This is a genomic window from Streptomyces sp. col6 (genome assembly GCF_008042035.1).
Lineage (GTDB): Bacteria > Actinomycetota > Actinomycetes > Streptomycetales > Streptomycetaceae > Streptomyces.
The window spans coordinates 1-17997 of the sequence record NZ_RDBL01000027.1 but is presented as its reverse complement, the minus strand read 5'-3'; the positions used below and the strand labels follow the sequence as shown (position 1 = coordinate 17997).

General features: G+C 68.7%; 12 protein-coding genes and 9 pseudogenes. 12 read left to right on the top strand and 9 right to left on the bottom strand.

From position 1 onward, the window contains the following. The first annotated feature begins 22 nt into the window (after positions 1–22). The 3 genes and pseudogenes from EAO73_RS27040 to EAO73_RS36130 all read left to right on the top strand — a co-directional run bounded on the left by EAO73_RS27040 (position 23) and on the right by EAO73_RS36130 (position 2076). Positions 23–760 carry a hypothetical protein gene (locus EAO73_RS27040; protein ID WP_147974190.1) on the top strand — a complete coding sequence of 246 codons (738 nt, stop codon included), beginning with the start codon at positions 23–25 and terminating at the stop codon, positions 758–760. Between the two features lie 237 nt (positions 761–997). After that, entirely contained in the window at positions 998–1627 is a 630-nt protein-coding gene (locus EAO73_RS27035) for a sigma-70 family RNA polymerase sigma factor (RefSeq protein WP_147974189.1), read from the top strand. A 216-nt stretch (positions 1628–1843) separates the two neighbouring features. Further along, a pseudogene (locus EAO73_RS36130) lies at positions 1844–2076 on the top strand (hypothetical protein). 127 nt (positions 2077–2203) lie between these two features. Here the strand turns inward: EAO73_RS36130 and EAO73_RS37380 are convergent. Continuing rightward, a pseudogene (locus tag EAO73_RS37380) lies at positions 2204–2338 on the bottom strand (ECF transporter S component); the annotation flags it as partial. A 35-nt stretch (positions 2339–2373) separates the two neighbouring features. Next, the gene (locus EAO73_RS27020) at positions 2374–2805 is read right to left on the bottom strand and encodes an HIT family protein (protein ID WP_224756468.1); all 432 of its coding nucleotides are present in this window, start codon (positions 2803–2805) and stop codon (positions 2374–2376) included. Between the two features lie 99 nt (positions 2806–2904). On the opposite strand from EAO73_RS27020, the gene EAO73_RS36125 reads away from it, so the two are divergent. After that, on the top strand, positions 2905–3192 hold the full coding sequence (locus EAO73_RS36125) for a DUF6355 family natural product biosynthesis protein (protein ID WP_191134239.1): 288 nt from the start codon (positions 2905–2907) through the stop codon (positions 3190–3192). A gap of 55 nt (positions 3193–3247) precedes the next feature. On the opposite strand, the pseudogene EAO73_RS36770 reads toward EAO73_RS36125, so the two are convergent. Further along, a pseudogene (locus EAO73_RS36770) lies at positions 3248–3559 on the bottom strand (transposase family protein); the annotation flags it as partial. 175 nt (positions 3560–3734) lie between these two features. After that, entirely contained in the window at positions 3735–4415 is a 681-nt protein-coding gene (locus EAO73_RS27005) for a DUF5701 family protein (protein WP_147974186.1), read from the bottom strand. 889 nt (positions 4416–5304) lie between these two features. Here EAO73_RS27005 and EAO73_RS26995 point away from each other — a divergent pair. The 3 genes and pseudogenes from EAO73_RS26995 to EAO73_RS26980 all read left to right on the top strand — a co-directional run. Next, positions 5305–5442, top strand: a pseudogene (locus EAO73_RS26995) (SAM-dependent methyltransferase); the annotation flags it as partial. A 596-nt stretch (positions 5443–6038) separates the two neighbouring features. Continuing rightward, entirely contained in the window at positions 6039–6371 is a 333-nt protein-coding gene (locus EAO73_RS26985) for a hypothetical protein (protein ID WP_147974185.1), read from the top strand. Positions 6372–6518: 147 nt separating this feature from the next. Next, positions 6519–7406: pseudogene (locus EAO73_RS26980) on the top strand (transposase); the annotation flags it as partial. 4 nt (positions 7407–7410) lie between these two features. On the opposite strand, the pseudogene EAO73_RS26970 reads toward EAO73_RS26980, so the two are convergent. Continuing rightward, positions 7411–8045, bottom strand: a pseudogene (locus EAO73_RS26970) (IS5 family transposase); the annotation flags it as partial. Positions 8046–8085: 40 nt separating this feature from the next. Between EAO73_RS26970 and EAO73_RS26965 the strand changes: the two are divergent. Then, positions 8086–8648, top strand: a pseudogene (locus EAO73_RS26965) (transposase); the annotation flags it as partial. 95 nt (positions 8649–8743) lie between these two features. Here the strand turns inward: EAO73_RS26965 and EAO73_RS26960 are convergent. Continuing rightward, on the bottom strand, positions 8744–9166 hold the full coding sequence (locus EAO73_RS26960) for a hypothetical protein (protein WP_147974183.1): 423 nt from the start codon (positions 9164–9166) through the stop codon (positions 8744–8746). Here EAO73_RS26960 and EAO73_RS36120 point away from each other — a divergent pair. Next, positions 9165–9482: a hypothetical protein gene (locus EAO73_RS36120; protein ID WP_191134238.1), complete on the top strand. Its 318-nt coding sequence runs from the start codon at positions 9165–9167 to the stop codon at positions 9480–9482. The two genes, EAO73_RS26960 and EAO73_RS36120, sit on opposite strands and share 2 nt — an antisense overlap. A 138-nt stretch (positions 9483–9620) precedes the next feature. Here EAO73_RS36120 and EAO73_RS26950 read toward each other — a convergent pair. Continuing rightward, positions 9621–11242 (bottom strand): annotated as a pseudogene (locus EAO73_RS26950) (ISAzo13 family transposase). Between the two features lie 69 nt (positions 11243–11311). After that, positions 11312–13066, bottom strand: coding sequence for a protein kinase domain-containing protein (locus tag EAO73_RS26945; RefSeq protein ID WP_412075338.1), 1755 nt, complete (start codon positions 13064–13066; stop codon positions 11312–11314). 575 nt (positions 13067–13641) lie between these two features. Here EAO73_RS26945 and EAO73_RS26940 point away from each other — a divergent pair. Then, positions 13642–14244 (top strand): TOPRIM nucleotidyl transferase/hydrolase domain-containing protein, encoded by a 603-nt coding sequence (locus EAO73_RS26940; RefSeq protein ID WP_412075453.1) that lies wholly within the window; start codon positions 13642–13644, stop codon positions 14242–14244. Between the two features lie 4 nt (positions 14245–14248). After that, positions 14249–14413: a hypothetical protein gene (locus EAO73_RS36115; protein WP_191134237.1), complete on the top strand. Its 165-nt coding sequence runs from the start codon at positions 14249–14251 to the stop codon at positions 14411–14413. A gap of 164 nt (positions 14414–14577) precedes the next feature. On the opposite strand, the pseudogene EAO73_RS26935 reads toward EAO73_RS36115, so the two are convergent. Beyond that, positions 14578–15447 (bottom strand): annotated as a pseudogene (locus EAO73_RS26935) (alpha/beta fold hydrolase). Between the two features lie 814 nt (positions 15448–16261). Here EAO73_RS26935 and EAO73_RS26930 point away from each other — a divergent pair. Then, entirely contained in the window at positions 16262–17926 is a 1665-nt protein-coding gene (locus EAO73_RS26930) for a choice-of-anchor P family protein (protein ID WP_147974180.1), read from the top strand. Positions 17927–17997: the final 71 nt, after the last annotated feature.

Sequence of the window (17997 nt, the reverse complement as noted above, 5' to 3'; positions counted from 1 at the left end):
CGCGATGGGAGGATGAGGCGCCATGGAGGCCGGACCGGTCGGACGCGCGGTGAGGGCGGCGATGTTCGCCGTCGTCTCCGTCACCCTTGCCGCGACCGGACACGTCCTGATGTCCGAGGCACCGCTCCCTTTCTGGGTACTGGGCGCGGGCTTCCTCGCGCTCGCGGTCCCCGGCTGGTTGGTCGCCGGACGCGAGCGCGGTCCTTGGCTCGTCACCGCCGTAGCGGTCGCGACCCAGGGCGTGCTGCACAACGCCTTCGCCGCCGTGCAGTCCGCGCCGGGCACAGCCGGCACCGGCTGGGCGCCGACCGCGGCCATGAGCGGCATGGACCACATGGCGGGCATGCACCACGCACCCATGGGCGACGCGATGGCAGGCATGCACCACATGGCCGGTATGGATCACATGGCGGGCATGGGGCATGCCCCCGCCGTGGGAGCGATGAGCTCGGGTCCCATGGCGCATGCGGGCCACCACATGGCCGGAATGTCATCGACCGGGATGCTGGCCGCGCACGTTCTGGCCGCGCTCGTCTGCGGAATCTGGCTGGCCCGGGGCGAGCGCGCCGCCTTCCAGGTGCTGCGTGCCTTCGCGGCCCGGCTGCTGGCGCCACTCCATCCTTGGCTTACAGCGCCCTTGCCGCCCCCGCGACGCCGTCTGCGAGCCCGGCGGGGCCTGAGCGACCGGCCGACCCGAGGGCTGCGGTGCGCACGGGCTCGGGACCGGCGGGGCCCGCCCGGGGTGGCCGCCGCGTCGTGAGGACGCGGCAGGCATTCCGGAGGACGTAGAAGCAGGCTTGCGACCGGTCGCCGACCGGCGCCCAGCCGCATCCGCATGCGGCGGAAGTCCTCCGGCACACCCGGCCCCGTAGGGACCGGGCGCCCCATTCACCGGAAACCCGGACCGTTCCGTCAGCGCTGCCTCACGCCTCAGCTGCGGCGTGCGCGCGGACCGGACGTCCGGCGCCGGACCGATCCGTGAAGGACATCCCTGGCGATGAACACCACCCTGCCCATCCCGCGCGCGCCACAGCGCGCCTCCGTCCCACGCGACAGAACGGCCGACGACGCCGTCGCGACCGCCTGGGCGCTGGCAGCCCGAAGCGGGGACCGTGAGGCCGCCGACGCCTTCATCCGGTGTCTGCACCGCGATGTCGTGCGGTACGTCGCCCACCTCTCCGCCGACCCGCAGTCGGCGGAGGACCTAGCGCAGGACACGTTCCTGCGAGCGCTGCGTACGCTGCACCGCTTCGAAGGCCGCTCCTCGGCCCGCACCTGGCTCCTGACCATCGCCCGCCGCGCCGTCGTCGACGACTTCCGCCGGGCCGCGGCACGCCCGCTGCTCGCGGATACCGACGACTGGTGCGCGACCGTCGAGCGCGCTCAGCCGACCGGACTGCCCGGATTCGAGGACGGCGTCGCCCTCCAACAACTCCTGGCAGCACTTCCCCGTGAACGCCGGCAGGCATTCGTCCTCACGCAGATGCTCGGGCTTTCCTATGCCGAGGCCGCCCGTCTGACGGGATGCCCGGTCGGCACCGTCCGCTCCCGGGTCGCCCGCGCACGCACCGTCCTGACCGCACAACTGCAAGGCGGTGAACCGGAGCCGCTCACTCGGGCCGCCTGACGCAGGTGCCGGGGCCGCCTCTGTATGGGCAGGCCCCGGCACCACGGGAGCGAAGACGCACCCCCTCCGATAGTCGGATGCGAACTGTCCGCAGTTCCCCCGTTACGCGGAGGGATGACACAAGCGCCCCGTCTGTCTGGCACCGCCCGTGTGTGGGTATGTCCGCCCTGTCCAAGGCCGCCGCGCAGAAGGCCGCCCCGACGGAAGGTGCACCCGATGTCATCCGACAAGCAGGCCCTCGACCTCAGCTCACTCGAACCCCTCGCCACGTTCTGCGGGAACTGCGCTGCGGCTGCCCCCAGCTCTACGTCGACCCCACCGCGAGCGAGGACCGCCGCGTCGTCATCACCGACGACTTCGGCCAGCACGTACAGATGAGTACGGCTCAGTTCGCCGACCTCGTCACCGAGGCGAAGGAGGGCCGGCTCGACACAGTCGCTTCCGCCTGACGGGAGAAGTCTTCGATTCGGCGACGCTGAGTGTGCTGGCTCCCGGCTGGCGCGCGGTCAACGTGGCAGGACGGGACCGTCCACCGACGGAAGTTGGGGTGAAGCGGGCCGGGGCGCGGCGGGCGGCGCGGCGGAACGTCGTAAGCACGGCGGGGCCGGCGAGCATGCCGACGAAGGCGCAGCCGAACATCTGGTACGGCATCCAGGGTCCGACGCCCCCGGTGATGAGCGCGGAGGCGAACAGCGAGGTGCGGCGCAGCGTCACGGGTTCCGGAAACCCGTCGCACCGGGACCCGTTCAGTAGCAACGTGCTTGCGGGGTCCAGGGCAGTGGCAGCGCGTCGCCGTCGGTGCGGGGAAGCACGTGGATGTGCAGATGGACGACGGTCTGTGTCGCCGGGCTCTCCTTGCTGGTGATCAAACTCGCGGCGGGGTGCTCGGCCATCAGCTCAGCGGCGCGGCGCATGACCGAGGCGGTGACCTCGAGGTCGGCCCCGGCGTCGGCAATGTGGACGCGGAGCAGCACCAGGACATGCCCCGCGTTCACCCCGCCGGAGCAGGGGCGGATCGCGAGGACGTCATCGGGCCACTCGCGGACCACGGTCGCCGGGTCCGCCCGGCCGCGCCACGTGCAGCCGTCCAGTGACGCCGTCCGTGAACCAGCAGAGATCAACTGATCGGCGCAGCAGTGAATCGATTCGCCGGGTGAATGGGGGCCTTCGTTGATCAAAACGGCTTCCCGCAGCTGTGAGCCTGGGCCTCGCATTGTCAGCGGATCGACGAACGGCAGCAGTTCGGTCGACGATCCCCCTACTGAACGGAGCTCGCCTTGTCAACTCGTCGTGTCGTGAACAGCTTCCTTGCCTCCCTCGCGCTGGCCCTGGCCTCTGTCGGCGCCGTCACCCTGAGCGCCGGTCCTGCGGCGGCCAATCCCTGCGGCTTTTACGAGACCGCCTCCGACGCCTACTACAACCACTGCACCTCGGACGGCTCGCACATCGTCATCGAGGTCGACGACTGGGGGCCCAACAGTGAACGGTGCGTGGTGCCTGGCGTGACCTGGCTCGGCTCCAGCTCCGACATCGACGGCGCCTGGTACACCGGCCGCACCTGCTGAGCCGTCCTGCCGTTCCGGGCCGCTCGACGTTGTATCCCGTGAATGACCTCCGGCATCATCCAGTGAGGTTGTGAAGGCGTGCCATGCCGAGCATGGCGTGTGGACGCCGTCGCCTTTGAGTCGGCAGTCGCGCAGGATCTTCCAGCTTTTCACGTGGGCGAGGGTGTGCTCGACGCGGGCGCGGATCATGCGTTGGGAGGCGTTGTGGTCCTCCTTGCAGGCTGGTAGTTCTTCGTTCTTGTGCCGGCGGTAGTGCGGGATGGTCAGGCCCGGTGCCGCGGTAGCCGACGTCGGGGATCACCGTGGGAGTGGTGCCGACTGCGGCCTTCGCACCGGAGTCCTGCCGGGCCCGGCAGCCGTTGCGGCTACAGGGCAACATCATGCTCCTCGCGACTGTTACCGACATGCCACACAGGCCACGACCGGAGCCCTCAACGTGGAGCCGGCCGGCAGCGGTCCCCCTTGAACCGTGCAGCCCTCGCGCCTCCACCGTGTGGAGCTCCGGCACCGACCACCGCGCGCTCCGGGGTTGCGAGGTACTTCTACGGGTTGTGGGTTCTGCGGCCCGTCGTGGAAGCGATGCCCAGCCAGGTGTGTCGGTTGTTCGCCCAGCACCAGCCGACCTTCGGGGCGTTGCGGCGCTCGCGGCCATCGCGGCCGGTGCCGTTGCTGATCCAGAGTGCCGGCGTGCGGGCGTCGAGTGCGCCGTTGTCTTTGCGCAGGCGAGCGCCGATGGTCATGAAGCAGTGGTTGCGTTCGAGGACGGTCGGCTGCTGCAGCACCCAATGGATGCCTTCGGTGAGCAGCAAGGGGGTTCGGGCACCTGCGGTGATGGCGGGGAGCGCCTCTTCCGGGCTCCAGTTGGCCATCTGGTCGCCACGGTCGAGGCCGGTGAGGAGGTAGAGCGGAGTGCCGGGCAGCGCAAGCGTCTCGAGTGGGGCGAAGCGGTCGACGTCCGCCATGTCGGTGACGACAAAGCCCTCCTTGCCGTCACGGCGGAGCAGCGGCGCCAGGGCGGAGGCGGGTGCGTGGTCCGGGTGAAGGGCGAGTAGAACGTCTTCGTCGCTGGTGTGGGTTTCGGCGGCTGCCGCGAAGGTGCGAAGCTCGGTGGCAGGTAGCCGTGCCAGCTCGTGCACCCCCAGTTCGATGAGTCGTTCCGCCTGCGCGCTGGGCGTCGGGAGTGCGGAGGCAAAAGTGGAGGCGGCGGGCGTGGTTTCGGGCACGAGACTCCCAAAGGTAGCAACGTGGATGAGCTCAGGGGCAACGAAACGCCTCACCGGAAAGTTCCTGCTGCTGCTACTCAGGAGCTCACGTAACTGAGGCGGCGTCACCCTCACCCACTACTCTCCACGACAGCGACGCTCTGATCGCGCACCTCCAAAACCCCCTACCGACGCCCATCGATCTCGCCCTCGCGCCGGTGCGAACCCGGGGCGACCGCGCGGCCAACCGGGCCGAACTCGTCGTCACGGAGGTGGCCCTCTTCAAGACCGGCCCGGCTCTGGTGTCGGTCAACGCCAGGCTCGGTGCCGCCGAGGTGGCTTCTCTGCTCGCCGAGTCCGACGCGTCTGTCCTCCTGACGGATGCCGCGCCTCTGGACATCGTCCGCGTGGCGGTGCCCGGCACGGGGGTGAAGACCGTTCTCGGCTATGACGGCCCGAGCGATCTCGGCCCGGCTATGCCGAGGCCCTCGCGGACGCCGAGCCGGAACTCGTCGACACGGAGTGCGACGAGGGCCACATCGCCGTACCGCACTTCACCTCGGGCTCCACCGGCAAGCTCAAGTCGGCGGTGCAGGCGTACGGCAACCGGCTCGCGCTGATGCGTAGTCGGTCATGAGCCGCCGACACGCGGGGCGGGCCCGGCAGCCGTGAGGTCCTGGTCAGGCACCGCAGCTTGAGAAGGGTTCGTTGTCCCCATCGTGGCCGATGGGGCGCTGGTGAAGTGGGGACCTACGTCGGTGCGGCCTGCCGCGGTTTCCCATGAAATCCGGTGAAGTCTCAGCGGCCGGAGGTGGTTAGGTCCTGCTCAATGCTTCGCTGACACGGCCTGGAACAGTGCGAGGCGCAAGGTCCGAGTCGCAGCGCGGTCCCGCCCGCGTGTCGTCGAGTGATGGAGGTTATCGCGGTGGCTGGTTATGGGGCGCTTTCCGATGTATACGAGTGGCTGATCGGGGACGACAGGTTGACCCCCGCCGCGGCAGCCGCGGTTTACTACAGCGATGTCGTGGGCTCTGTGCCGGGTGAGGCGGTCGAGCGAGGCGAGCTTGTTTCGAGCGGCGTCCAGGGTGATCTGGAGTCCGTGGACCTCGCCGAGTCAGCCGTTGGCGCGGGCTTCCTCGATGCGGTCACCGAGGTTGCGGTTGATCTCTTCTAGGGGCTGTCCCGTACCTCCACTACCGCCTACCAGTGTCGTTCTTACCCGCTTGGCCCGGCTCCAGTCAGAGCCGCGAGTCGGGCGTACTGGACAAGCCGAACTGTCTGCGGTGACCCGCCGACCCTGATTCTGAGTTACGGGACAGCCTTTAGCTTGATCTTTAACCTACTGCGCTGTGCTCAGGACCTTATGTCGGTTGCTGGTGATATCTGTGGGGCGTGGAAGATGCGATCTCGAGTGCGATAGCCCTGCTAAGTGATGCCTTCGTGGCAGAGACCCGTCGACGGCCGCTGGGCTGGGAGGGGCTTCGATCGTGGGAGGACCAGGAACGGGTCGTGTTGCCGGAGCCGTATCGCACCTTCGTGGCCGAGATTGCGAACGGAACGAACGAGGGCCCCATGTACGAGGGCGGTCTTTTGCCCCTGGGAGCAAAGTCCGACAGCTGGGTCAGTTGGGAAGCTGACTGTTGGATGAGTCCTCAGCCGTTCGACGGCACCGCCCTACGCAAGCTCGACCGGCCTTTCCCGCTTGTAGAGGAGTGGCAGTGGGAGTACGAGTACTACGACCACGCCCTCCACTCGGGGCTGCTGCACGAGATCTACCAGCACGGCTCCGTGCTGCTGGGCAGTGATCAATCCGGCGACTACTGGACGTTGGTGGTGACTGGCCCGCAGCGCGGCAAGGTGTGGTGGCTCAGGGACGGATGCGCCACACCCTATTCTTCTTCCGGAGAACTTGGAGTCGGCTTCCTAGACTGGGTGAGGGACTGGCACCTCGGACAGGGCTGGTGGCGCTCCGAGTAGCCCAGTGTCTCAATCGCGAACCTCGTAGGTCGAACAGTTCGTCGTACTTGATCACTCGGGCTGGTAAGTGCCGTACGAGCAGCCGACCTTCGGCTGAGCATGTGATCCGACCAAGGAACACACAAGCTCAGCACGAAGGCCGTGAGGATGAGTCTGTCGCATCACGTCGTCCGGCAGGATCCGTTTGCGGGACTGTCACGCTTCCGGGGTGAGTTCTATTCCTGCCTGACCCGGCGTGCGGACGCGCTGTTCGAACTCGCAGACGCGGTGTTGTGCGCGGACGGTCCGGTCCGGTCGCTGGTGGAACTGTCGCTGGTCGGTGAACACCGACGCGGGCACGGCGGGCTCTACGACGCCCTGTCCGCAGGCCGGGTCGATGTGGCCCGACTGCGACGGGCCCTGGCCACGGTGCCTCTGCCGCGGACGGCGGACGGACGACTGGTCCTGGCCGCCGACCTCACCTGCTGGCTGCGGCCCAGCGCGCACACCTCACCGCAGCGGATCCTGTGCCACACCTACGGCCGGGGCAAGGACCAGCACATTCTCGTTCCCGGCTGGCCCTACTCGGTGATCTGCGCACTTGAGACGGGCCGCAATTCCTGGACCGCGCCGCTGGACGCACTACGTCTGGCGCCGGGTGACGACGCCGCTACCGTCACCGCCAGGCAGGCACGCGAGCTCGTCGAGCGGCTGATCGATGCCAGGCAGTGGACGGAGGGCGATTGCGAGATCCTCATCGTCGTGGACGCCGGCTACGGCGTTCCCCGCCTGGCCTTCCTCCTGAAGGATCTTCCGGTGCAGGTGCTGGGCCGAATGCGCTCGGACCGCGTCCTGCGACGCGCCGTCCCCTCGCGTGAGCCCGGTGTCCGCGGCCGGCCACCACGCCACGGCGGGGAGTTCGTCTTCGGTGACCCGGACTCCTGGAACACTCCCGACGCACAGACAGTGACCGCGACACGTCTCTACGGCACCGCCGTCGCACGGGCATGGGACCGGCTCCACCCGAGACTGACCCACCGCTCGGCCTGGACCGCCCAGCTGCCGGGGTAGGGATCACTGCCCGGATGCCACGCTTGCGGAGGTGCTCGCGAATCGCACGGGAGGAGTACGCCTTATCCGCCAGAACCACGTCCGGCCTGGTCCGGGGCCGTCCACGGCGTCGGGGAACGCGCACTCGGGCCATTACGTCGGAGAACGCGGGCGCGTCGCCGGCTTGTCCGGCGGTAAGAACGAAGGCGAGAGGCCGACAGTGTCCATCGGCTGCGAGGTGAATCTTCGTGGTCAGCCCCCCACGGGACCGCCCGATGGCGTGGTCGGCAGGTTCGTCAACTGGTGCCCCTTTTTGCGGGCCCCAGCCGCATGCTGGTGCGCCCGCACGATCGTGGAGTCCACCGAGACCGCCCAGTTCAGGTTCTCCTCCGCGTCGGCCTGAGCCATCAGCGTGGTGAACACCCGCTCCCACGTTCCGTCGACGGACCACATCCGCAGCCGGTTGTAGACGCCGCGCCAGTTGGCGTACTTCTCCGGAAGGTGGACCCACTGCGATCCACTCTGGAACTTGAAGGCGATGGCATCGATCACCTCACGGTGATTCCGCCACCGGCCACCCCGCTTCGGCGTCCGGTCCGGAAGTAATGGCTCAATCCGCGCCCACTGCGCGTCGGTCAACGGCACACCTGAACCAGCGATCGGCTGATCCAAACGAAACTGCCTAGGCGCGCTGCCGATCATCGAAGGCACGGTGATCCGCCTGCAGGTCGAGCACCTGCCCAGCGGCGCGACACCCAAGCCGGTCTGGCTGTGGTGGTCAGGCACCGACGCCACCATGGTCCAGGTCGACCGTCTGTGGCAGGCGTTTCTGCGGCGATTCGATATCGAGCACACCTTCCGTCTGTTCGAGCAGACCCTGGGCTGGACCTGCCCGAAGATCCGCATCCCTGAAGCCGCAGACCGCTGGACCTGGCTGATCCTCGCAGTTTTCACCCAGCTCCGACTCTCCCGCCCACTGGCGGCAGACCTCCGCCGGCCGTGGGAGAAGCCGACTCCGCCCGACAAACTCACCCCCGCACGAGTCCGCCGCGACTTTCGGCACCTCCGCCCGAAGGCCGCCTGCCCAGCCGGAGCACCGAAATGGACGCAGCCCGGTCCAGGACGGCCGCCCGGCCGCAAGAACAGCCAGCCCACCGCACGCTACGACGTGCACACCGTCGGAAACCCGGCTCCACAAAGCGACGAACGAAGAAGTCGACGACCCCACGTCCGCGCCGCACAGGTTAAAGATCAAGTTAGGCGTCGCTGCTGAGGTGGGTCGACGCGGAGCATCGGACATCGAACGCAGGCTTCTCTGAACTTGCGCTGGTGAGGTGATCGAGTCAGAAACGCTCGTCTTCGCGGGTGAGTTCGCGGTAGCCGCGGAAGTCGAAGAACCGCAGGCCGTCCACCGCTCCAGACAGGATTTCCGGCAAGGTCCAAGGGTGGGGGGTGTAGTCGTCCGTTGCCACGCCTCCATGCTCAAGCAGCAGCGCGATCATTCGGTGAACCTCTGTGGTGCCGTCGATCCGCCCGGAGATGTCGATCTGCACCGCCCAAGTGGGGTGATGTCCGACGGCCGCTTCGAGGATCGCCACATCCTCGGGATCCCAGTCGGAGAAGAGGTAGCCGGTCTGCTCATCTTCGATGTCGATGTAGAGGTTGCCGTCCAGAGTCCACGGATTGCGCTGCTTGGGCAGGTACCGATCGAGCGAGGCAACGGTCTCAGCTCGCTCACCTGTAGGAAACACGAACACGGTTCGCATGGGCTGGAGCGTAGCCAGTCAGCTTTGTGACGACCACGAATTTTCAGGGACGGTGCCGGTCCGTCGACGTTGTGATGGTGGTGCGGCTGCCAACCTCCGCGAAGGCCGGCATGCCGAGATCGACCGTGGAGGATCGGCGGGCTGCTTCGGCGTCGGCCTCAGTTACCTCAGCGGCAAGATGACTGGCCACGTCCGAGCTCTGAGACTTGAATACGGCGACCGGCTGGTCCGTCTGGACCTCAAGAAGCTCACCCTCGTCGCTGACACCGACGAGGGCATCACAGCGGTGCTCCGCATCGGCAGCGCAGTGGGGTAGCGGCGAGGTGACAGGACCGGAAGCAGTAGGTGCGCCGGCCGAAGGCCGGAAGCATCAAGTGAACCCTGCTTAGGGCTTGCTGGAAATCAATACGTCGGTTTGATCTTGTTTTCGTCGAGGTCGAGGAACTTCGCAATGTCAGTCGGTGTGCGGAAGCGGGCGGTCGAGGCGGGGATGTGAATGCCGTGGGCTTGCAGGAGCGGGCGGACGTCTTCCGCTGCGCGGCTGATGGTCATGGCGGTGGTGTTGAAGAGCTGGCCCAGGAGGGCCATGGTCGCGAGTTTTCGCAGGTGGAGCACGGTGGCCAGGACCCGGACGGCTGAGGAGAGCTTGGGTTTGGCTCCCGTGCCAGGGGCCACCAGGCGCTCGTGGCCTCTGCGGGTGCGGAGCACTTGCTCGCGTTGAACGTCCATCGCTGGAGTCGGCACGTCGATGAGTTCGTTGAGCTGCCGGTGGGTCATCCCGGTGAGTAGCCGGGTCCTGGAGTGAACGCCGCGTGAGGCGGGCCGGTCTGTTCGTCAGGGCCTCGTCCGGTGTGCTGGCGGTGGTCGCCGCGTCCGCCGGGCGCTGGGGGTGGAGGGTGTAGTTCCAGTCGCCATGGAAGCGGTGGCGGGTGATGGGCAGGGCGGCGATCTCGTCGTCGCTGACGCGGATGCCGGTGGGGTACTCACCGCTGTCGAGTTCAGCCTGGACCGTCAGGCCAGTGCGGCTGGTGGTCGCTGCGATGGTCTGGAGCATGACTTCGTGGCTGGTCAGGGGCCTGCCTCGCCAGTTCATGGTGATGTGGGAGAACAGCCGGTGCTCGATCTTGTTCCACTTCGAGGTGCCGGGTGGCAGGTGACACACCGTGACCTCAAGGCCGGTCTCGGCAGCCAAATCGGCGAGTTGGGTCTTCCAGCCGCGGGTGCGGTAGCTGTTGGAGCCGCCGCCTTCGGCGGTGATCAGCAGCCGGCGGGCGCTGGGGTAGTCGTGTCGGCCGCGGGCCTGCCACCAGCGGCGGGTCGAGGCGACGGCGAACGCCGCGGTGTCGTGATCAGTGCCGATGCTGACCCAACCGGTGTTCGCCGTCATGTCGTAGATTCCGTACGTAATCGCCTTCTCGGCCTGGCCGGGGAAGTCGTGTGTCTCGACCCTCACGGGCTGTCCTGTGGGTTGCCATTCGTGCCCGGCGTTTTTGTAGTCGCCAATCAGTTCCTTCTTCTTGCTGTCCACGCTGATCACCGGGTCACCGGAGTCCCTGTGGTCTCGTGCCTGCTCGTTGAGGTAGTGGAACTGGGCGTCCGGTCGGGGTGCTGAGTGCCTTCGATGGTCTTGGTGTTGGCCTGCAGGCTGAAGCCTTCCTCGCGCAGCAAGCCGGCGACGGAGATCCGGTGCCCCTGGCGGGTGAGCTCCGCGGCCAGTTTCCGGGTCGACTTCGTCGTCCAGCGCAGCGGCGACACCGGGTCGCCCCGCTCGTCGGGCTCGACCAGCGCCAGCAGTGCCGGCCGCAGCCCAGGGTCCAGCTCGGCCGCCTTCTTTCGCCCTCCACCGGGATGACGCACCCGCCCCAACGGGGCCTGACCGGAATCCAGTTCAGCCACCCCGCGTGAGACCGCGGCCTCCCGGACCCCGGCTGCAGCGGCGACGATCCTGATCCCGCCATGCCCGAGCGACAGCGCTTCCGCGCCTATGGCCAGCCGACGCTGACGCTCGTCCAGATGCGGCAACAACACCTGGAACTTCGCCGCCAGAACGGCCTCGATCCCCTCCGGTCTCCCCATACCAGAACAACGAGCCCCACGCCTGGAAGCCACGACTTGTTTCCCGGCAAGCCCTAAGCGGTACTGGTGTCAGCTGGTGCGACGCGCCTGCTGCATCGCGGTCAGCCGGGACACGTACAGGGCGGTCGCCACGACGGCGGGGAGCACGAGGATGCGGAGGACGAGGCCCAGCCATGCGCCCTCTGCCATGTCGTACGTGTACCAGCTGTCATAGGAGTCGCTCAGGAACTCCGCCCCGTTGTCGTGTTGGGTGAAATTGTCGTTGTCGGCCCACTCGTACGCCGCGAAGTACCAGTACAGCGGCGATGTCACGATCGCGAAGACCGCGCATCCCCACCAGACGTGGAGCCGGGTCGCCGGTGCCATGGCACCGCCCAGGGCGGTCGGGCTGGAAGCATGCCAGACGTCGTTCGCGATCTGCTTGGGCAGGTAGACGTTACCCAGGGGGATGAACCACGAGAGGACGGCAAGTCTGGGCCCGTATCGCAGCCGTCCGGGGGCGAACTCCTCGGCGGTGGAACGCGTTTTCGCGCACCAGATCAGCCAGGCGATGATGAAGCCGACCGCCGCCCCCGTCTGAATGTAACCCCAGGGGTAGGCCGTTTCCTCGTCCATCGACCAGGCGCTCGAAACGGTGTCACCCAGCAGGTTCAGCTGGGTGATCGTGGCGCCCAGCGCCGCCAGCCCGAACAGGGCGAGGGTGACGTACACGGCCACCGTGGACGGGGCTGGGCCGTTGCGCCCGTTGCGCTCCTCGGCCAAGGTGCGTGGTGACGTCCCACGCCGCGGCTCCGGTTCGGCCCGAGCGGTGACGGGGGCGGTGGCAGGGACGGCGGGGCGCTGGGCCGGAACGGTCCCGATCTCGTCCTCGGGCGGCTGTGCCGGGGGCGGGCCGCCCTCCCCCGTCAGAACGGTGCCGGGATCCTCGTGCTCCAGCAGCTGGGCCGCATCCTGCCCGAGCCTGGCCAGGACCGGCGCGGGGAGCCAGGGGCCGAGATGCCGGAACTGCGTCTCCTCACGTGTCCGGAGCGTGGCGAGCGACGGCCTGGCCTCCGGGTCCTTGGCGAGGCAGTCGCCGATCAGCGGGAGCAGGGCCTCCGGAATACCGGTGAGGTCGGGTTCCTCGTGCACCACGCGGTACATGAGGGCGTGCGGGCGCCCCTCGGCGGTGTCGAAGGGCAGACGGCCGGCGGCGGCGAAGGCGAGGACCGAGCCCAGCGAGAAGATGTCGCAGGCGGTGGTGAGCCGTTCGCCGCGTACCTGCTCGGGTGCCATGAAGCCCGGGGAGCCGACGACCACGCCGGTGGAGGTCAGACCACCGTGGGTCGGGCCGTCCAGGGCCCGGACGATCCCGAAGTCGATCACCTTGGGGCCGTCGATGGTGATCATGACGTTGGAGGGCTTCAGGTCGCGGTGGACGAGCCCGGCCGCGTGGATGTCGGCCAGCGCGTCGCAGAGACCGGATGCCAGCCCGCGTACCGAGCGCTCCGGCAGCGGCCCGTGACGGGCCACCACCTCGGCGAGGGTGGGGCCCGGGACGTACGCGGTGGCGACCCAGGGCCGCTCGGCGTGCGGGTCGGCGTCGAGCACAGCGGCCGTCCAGTCGCCGCCCACGCGTTGGGCGATGGCAACTTCCTCGGCGAACCGGAGCCGGAAGTCCGGCAGCGCCGCGAGTTCGAGCCGGATGGACTTGACCGCCACCATGCGGCTGCGCGGGGACCGGGCGAGATACACCACGCCCATCCCGCCCTCGCCGAGCCGTCCGAGCAGCCGGTAGTCCGCCACGCGTACTGGGTCGTCCGCCCGCAGGGCCCGCACAGGCACGTCCTCCTTCGCCACCATTCGCCCGCAGGCGCACAAACAACTGGTCAGGCTAGAGGAGACGGCGCACGGGCGACGGCGGTTTCACCGAACCCCTCCGGTCTCCCGGGCGGTCGACGCATCCACCGAAGGATGCGAAACGGCCACAAGTGCGAAAGCCGTAGCAGTTGCTTCAGTTGGAGTTGTAGGTGAGGATCACCACTCCGCTGGCCAGCACGGTGTGGTCGGGTACGGCGAAGCGGCGGCGCGAAGCCTGGTTCCTGCCGGTGAACAACGGGATGCCGGTACCGGAGGCGTCCGACAAGCCAGAGGCCGGGGCCAGGCTCGGCCGCTCACCATGCGACCGCGCCTGGACGTCCGGATGCGGGCAGGAGACCGGACGGTGCCGCGCAGCTTTAGAATGACGCGCGATGGTCCGGGCAACGCGAACGACCGCTCGGGCGGTCAAGTGCGAGCGACTCGTCTGCCTCACACCGAGGACCAGGTCAAGAGGTGAGAAGTCAAATCCGCAGCCAGGGATATATCCCGTGCTATGTCACCGGTGGATGTTGCAGACTCACCCCGTGGCAGACACCAGGATGTTGCAGGACGCGGTCACCGACTGGGCGACGGGCGGCCCTCCGGGGCCTGTGCGCCACCTGGCCGAAGAGCTGAGGGTGGACACCGCGGTGCTCCTTGAAGGGCTCAGCGATCTCGCGGCCGTCGAGGCGCTGGCAGTTCGGCATGGCCGGGACCTGGCCGCCGAGGGGGTGTGGGTCGTGCCCATGGGCGGGGCGATGAACGTCAGCCGCTATGCCAGGCTTCTCGGGCCTCCCGGTCTCGGTCTGCGTCTGACAGGACTTTGCGATGAGCGGGAGAAGGGCTTCTACGAGCGTGGCCTGACGCGGTCGCAGGCTGCGCTCACGGACCTTTACGTATGCAGCGCGGATCTTGAGGACGAACTTGTCCGGGCGCTCGGCGCGGCGGAAGTCGTGGACATCTTCCGCGCTGAGGGCGAGCTTCGTGCCTGGCAGTCCTTCCAGCGTCAGCCTGCGCAGCAGGGCCGGCCCCGGCAGCAGCAGGTGAGGCGCTTCCTCGGCACGAAGAAGGGCCGCAAGATCCGCTACGGCCGTCTCCTTGTCGAGGCCCTCGCACCGGACCGGACGCCGCCCCCGCTCGACGGGCTCTTCGCAAACCTGTAGAGCCTTGAACGGACCCGGCTTCGTCGCCGTCGGCGTGACGGTCGTCCTGTACCAGGTCTCCCACGGCACGATCACCTACCGGCAGCCGGCTGAAGACGCCCCCGCCCACCACGGCAAACACACCGTGTACCTCGGCAAGGCCGCGGCCCGTGCGTGGCGATCCGCCTGACCTGCACATTCGTGGAGCCTTTCGTTTCATCGACGATGCCGACCAGGACCGGATCCCCGCCCCGCTCCTCCGCCCCAGCCCTTTCCGCCGGCAGACACTGACTGGCGGATCCGGATCGCGAACTACCACAACCTCGGCATCCTGATTGCCAACGATCCAGCCATTCAGGCAGGTTGCTCAGCGAAGAACTCTGCAAGGGAGGATGCGATCGCCACTGGAGCCTGTTCGGCCATGTGGTGCCCGGAGTCGATGCCGTGGCCTCGTAGGTCCGGTGTTCACTTCTGCCAGATCTTCACCGGGTCCCCGTACAGCTCCTCAAGGTCGTCCCGGAGTGACCAGAGGATCAGTGCCGGGCACCGGATCCTCGTCCCTGTCACGCTGTCCTTCTCCTCGCGCCGCCGATCGACGGTGAGGCCGGCCCGTAGTCCTCCCGCATCGCCCGCGCCACGTCGGGGTTCCTCGTGGCCGCGCCCTACTCCTCGTAGTTCTCATGTCCCATGCTCAGTGGATCGCCGCGGTACCAGCTGTCCGGACCGGCGTTGATGACCCGCTCGGGAATCTCTGGGTGAGCGATGAAGAACCAGTGCCACCACTGCGCGGCGAACGCAGCCGTGATGCGGGACAGGTGCTCGGTGACGGGCAGACAGTCCAGCAGAGCCACCCGCGAAACCGCGTCTGGATGATCGAGCGCCAGACGCAGCGCGACACTGCCTCCGCGGTCGTGCCCCGCGAGCAAGAACCGGTCATGGCCTAGGGATCGCATCACCTCGACCACGTCACCGGCGACAGTCCGCTTGGAGTGCCCGGCGTGGTCTGCGGCAGGCGCCGGCCCGGTGGACCGGCCGTAACCCCGGAGATCGGGACAGACCACAGTGAAACCGCGCCGGACCAGGAGCAGGGCGACACGATGCCAGGTCGCCGATGTCCTGGGGTGGCCGCGCAGCAGCACCACCGGCGGCCCCTCCCTCGCCATAGCGAAGGAAATTCGATGCTTCGCCAACCTCCATCCGCCCGGTCTCAAAGCCCTCGAACAATGCCCGAACCTCCGTCCTCGTTGACAAAGAGCCACGGGGCCCATCAGCCCAAGACAACCCGCGCACGCGAACCACCGGGGCCAACATGCTGCGCCCACTGGACCCGCTGCCAACAAATGCTGAACCGACGCGCTCTTCCTTGTCCCCACGCAGATTCCATAGACACTGCCTGATCCAACGCTGCGACCGCGACCGGTCCGGTCCCGCCGCCATCATTTGCCCAGCTCTATTCGACAGCATCCGTGTCGTGGCGCTCGACGCGTGCCTGCCCCGCATGGTCCGGGGACTCCGGCGGGGCCCGTACCTCAGGGCGACCGAGGAGCCTTTTCCGGCTCCGCAGAAGGCCCGGTCGTAGATGAGCGGGTCGCCGGACAGCGGGCTGCCCGGCAGTGCTGGACGCCGACCTGCAGACCCGGGGCCGCGCAGGCGACGCACCTCGGCGTACCAGGGAGGGTGTGAGGATGCCTGCGCCCGGCGTGCGCTGCCCTGCCCTCCTGTGTGCGCCGCTGCCGGGTCCGGGCGCGGCGGACAGACTGACTACCGTTTCGCGGCCGCGCATCGCCTTCGGGTCCGGACGCGGCCGTCGGGCGTCCCGCGTCGCCCGACGAGGGACGTGCCGCGAACCGCGGTCGCGGTCCGCGGAACGAGTCGAGGAGGGGAAGACGTGCACAGACACTTACCGGATCGGCCACGCCGTGCCGTACCGTTGCTGCGCGCCGCCGTGGCAACCGGCGCGGCGTTCGCGACGGCATTCGCCGCCGCACTGCCCGCGGCCGCCGCAACGGACACACCTGCACGCACCGGGACTTCAGCCGTGTCCGCGCCCTCCCCGGGCGTCGGCGCTCATCCGGTCGCGGCCGCCGACGCGCCTGCGCCCCGGCCGGCGACCGTGCTCTTCGAGGAGGGGTTCGAGAACGCCCCGGGCGCTCCCCGCCCGCTGACCGCGTACACCGGGGCTCCGCCTCTCGCCGAGACGTACACCGCCGACCCGGCTTGGCTGACCGCCTGCAACGGCTGGCTGGTCTCAGCGGCCGACTCCCCCACCGCCCCGGCCGGAAGTGGCTGCGGGACCACTTGGCCCTCTCAGCAGGCCATGGCGTCGGCGCTGGCCGAATGGGCCGGGGCCGACCCGATCGGCAACCACGCCGTCACCGCATACACCGCGGGGGATCCGGGGGCCGGGAAGACGCAACTGGAGACGGTGCAGCCGGTGCCTGTGGCGTCGGCCGGCCGCTTCCTGACCTTCTCGGTGGACGCGGCGGCCGTCAACTGCTTCGCCGCGCATCCGCTCCTGGAGTTCTCCCTGCTCGACGGGCAGCGGGTCGTCCCGGCTTTCACCGATCCCATCGACACGTGCGCCGACGCCGGCACGGTCACCGCGAACGGCACGCACGTCGGCACCTACGCAGGCGACGACGCCGTGCTCTTCTCGGGGTCCTCGGCCGGGGTCCGCATGGTCAACGCGCAGGCCAGCGGGACCGGCAACGACGGCGCGATCGACAACCTCCGGATCATGGACGCCACCCCGCAGCTCAGTACGGCCTTCGCTCGCGACCCGGTGGGCGCGGGCGATCCGACCACGCTGACCTTCACCGTCACCAACACCACCGAGAGGGCGGCGAAGCGCGGCTGGTCCTTTACTGAGCAGATACCGGCCGGGCTCATCACCGAACCCGGCTCCGCCACCACCAACTGCTCCTCCGGCACGGTAGCCGTCGACCCCGATGGGCACGGCCTCACCGCCGGCGGGGACCTCGCCGCCGGTCAGGAGTCCTGCACCATCACGATCCGGGTGACCTCGGCCCGCAGCGGCACGTACACCCTGTGCGCCACGGCGACCACCGCCCGGCACGGCGTCGACCCGCCCGGCTGCTCCTCGGTGACGTTCGTGGCGCTGCTCATGGACGCGCACGCCCAGGCCGTGACAGCCACCCCGGCAGCGCCACTGGCCCCTTCGGATGTCGCCTGCACCGAGGACCCGGCCACCGACAGCGCCCAGCTCGGCAGCACCCATGTCGGCTCCTCCATCGCCTCGTTCACCTCCGCCACGACCCACGCGGCGGGCACCGCAGGCTCCGGTAGTGCCCGTACGGCCACGTCCACCGCCACCGTGAACGGACTACATCTCCTCGGTGGCGCGATCAGCGCGGACAAGGCAACCGCCACGGCCACCGCTACCGCACCCACGGCTCTGGACACGGTCTCCGCCACCGGCACGACCACCTTCACCGGGGCTCGCGTGGGCAACACCACGGTCGCCGCCCACCCGGCACCGAACACCATCATCAGCCTCCCGCAGCGCGGCACGGTCACTCTCAACGAGCAGCGGGTCTACGGCGACGGACGCGGTCTCGTCGTCAACGCCCTGCACGTCCGGCTGTCCGACGGCACAGACATCATCGTCGGCGGCACCCGCGCCTCCCTCGCCCGGACCCCGGCCGAGGACCCCGAGAAGAGCACGGCGTCGTCGCCTGCGTAGGTGCCGACGTGCGTGCCGTTCGCGGTGACCGTGCCGGCGTCGGCGCACGTGTCGATGGGATCGGTGAAAGC

What these genes read in the sequence shown, in the direction of transcription:
- EAO73_RS27040 (WP_147974190.1), top strand. Translation starts at nt 23, where the DNA reads ATGGAGGCCGGACCGGTCGGACGCGCGGTGAGGGCGGCGATGTTCGCC.
- EAO73_RS27035 (WP_147974189.1), top strand. Translation starts at nt 998, where the DNA reads ATGAACACCACCCTGCCCATCCCGCGCGCGCCACAGCGCGCCTCCGTC.
- EAO73_RS26985 (WP_147974185.1), top strand. Translation starts at nt 6,039, where the DNA reads ATGAGTCCTCAGCCGTTCGACGGCACCGCCCTACGCAAGCTCGACCGG.
- EAO73_RS36120 (WP_191134238.1), top strand. Translation starts at nt 9,165, where the DNA reads ATGGGCTGGAGCGTAGCCAGTCAGCTTTGTGACGACCACGAATTTTCA.
- EAO73_RS26960 (WP_147974183.1), bottom strand. Translation starts at nt 9,166, where the DNA reads ATGCGAACCGTGTTCGTGTTTCCTACAGGTGAGCGAGCTGAGACCGTT.
- EAO73_RS26940 (WP_412075453.1), top strand. Translation starts at nt 13,642, where the DNA reads ATGTTGCAGGACGCGGTCACCGACTGGGCGACGGGCGGCCCTCCGGGG.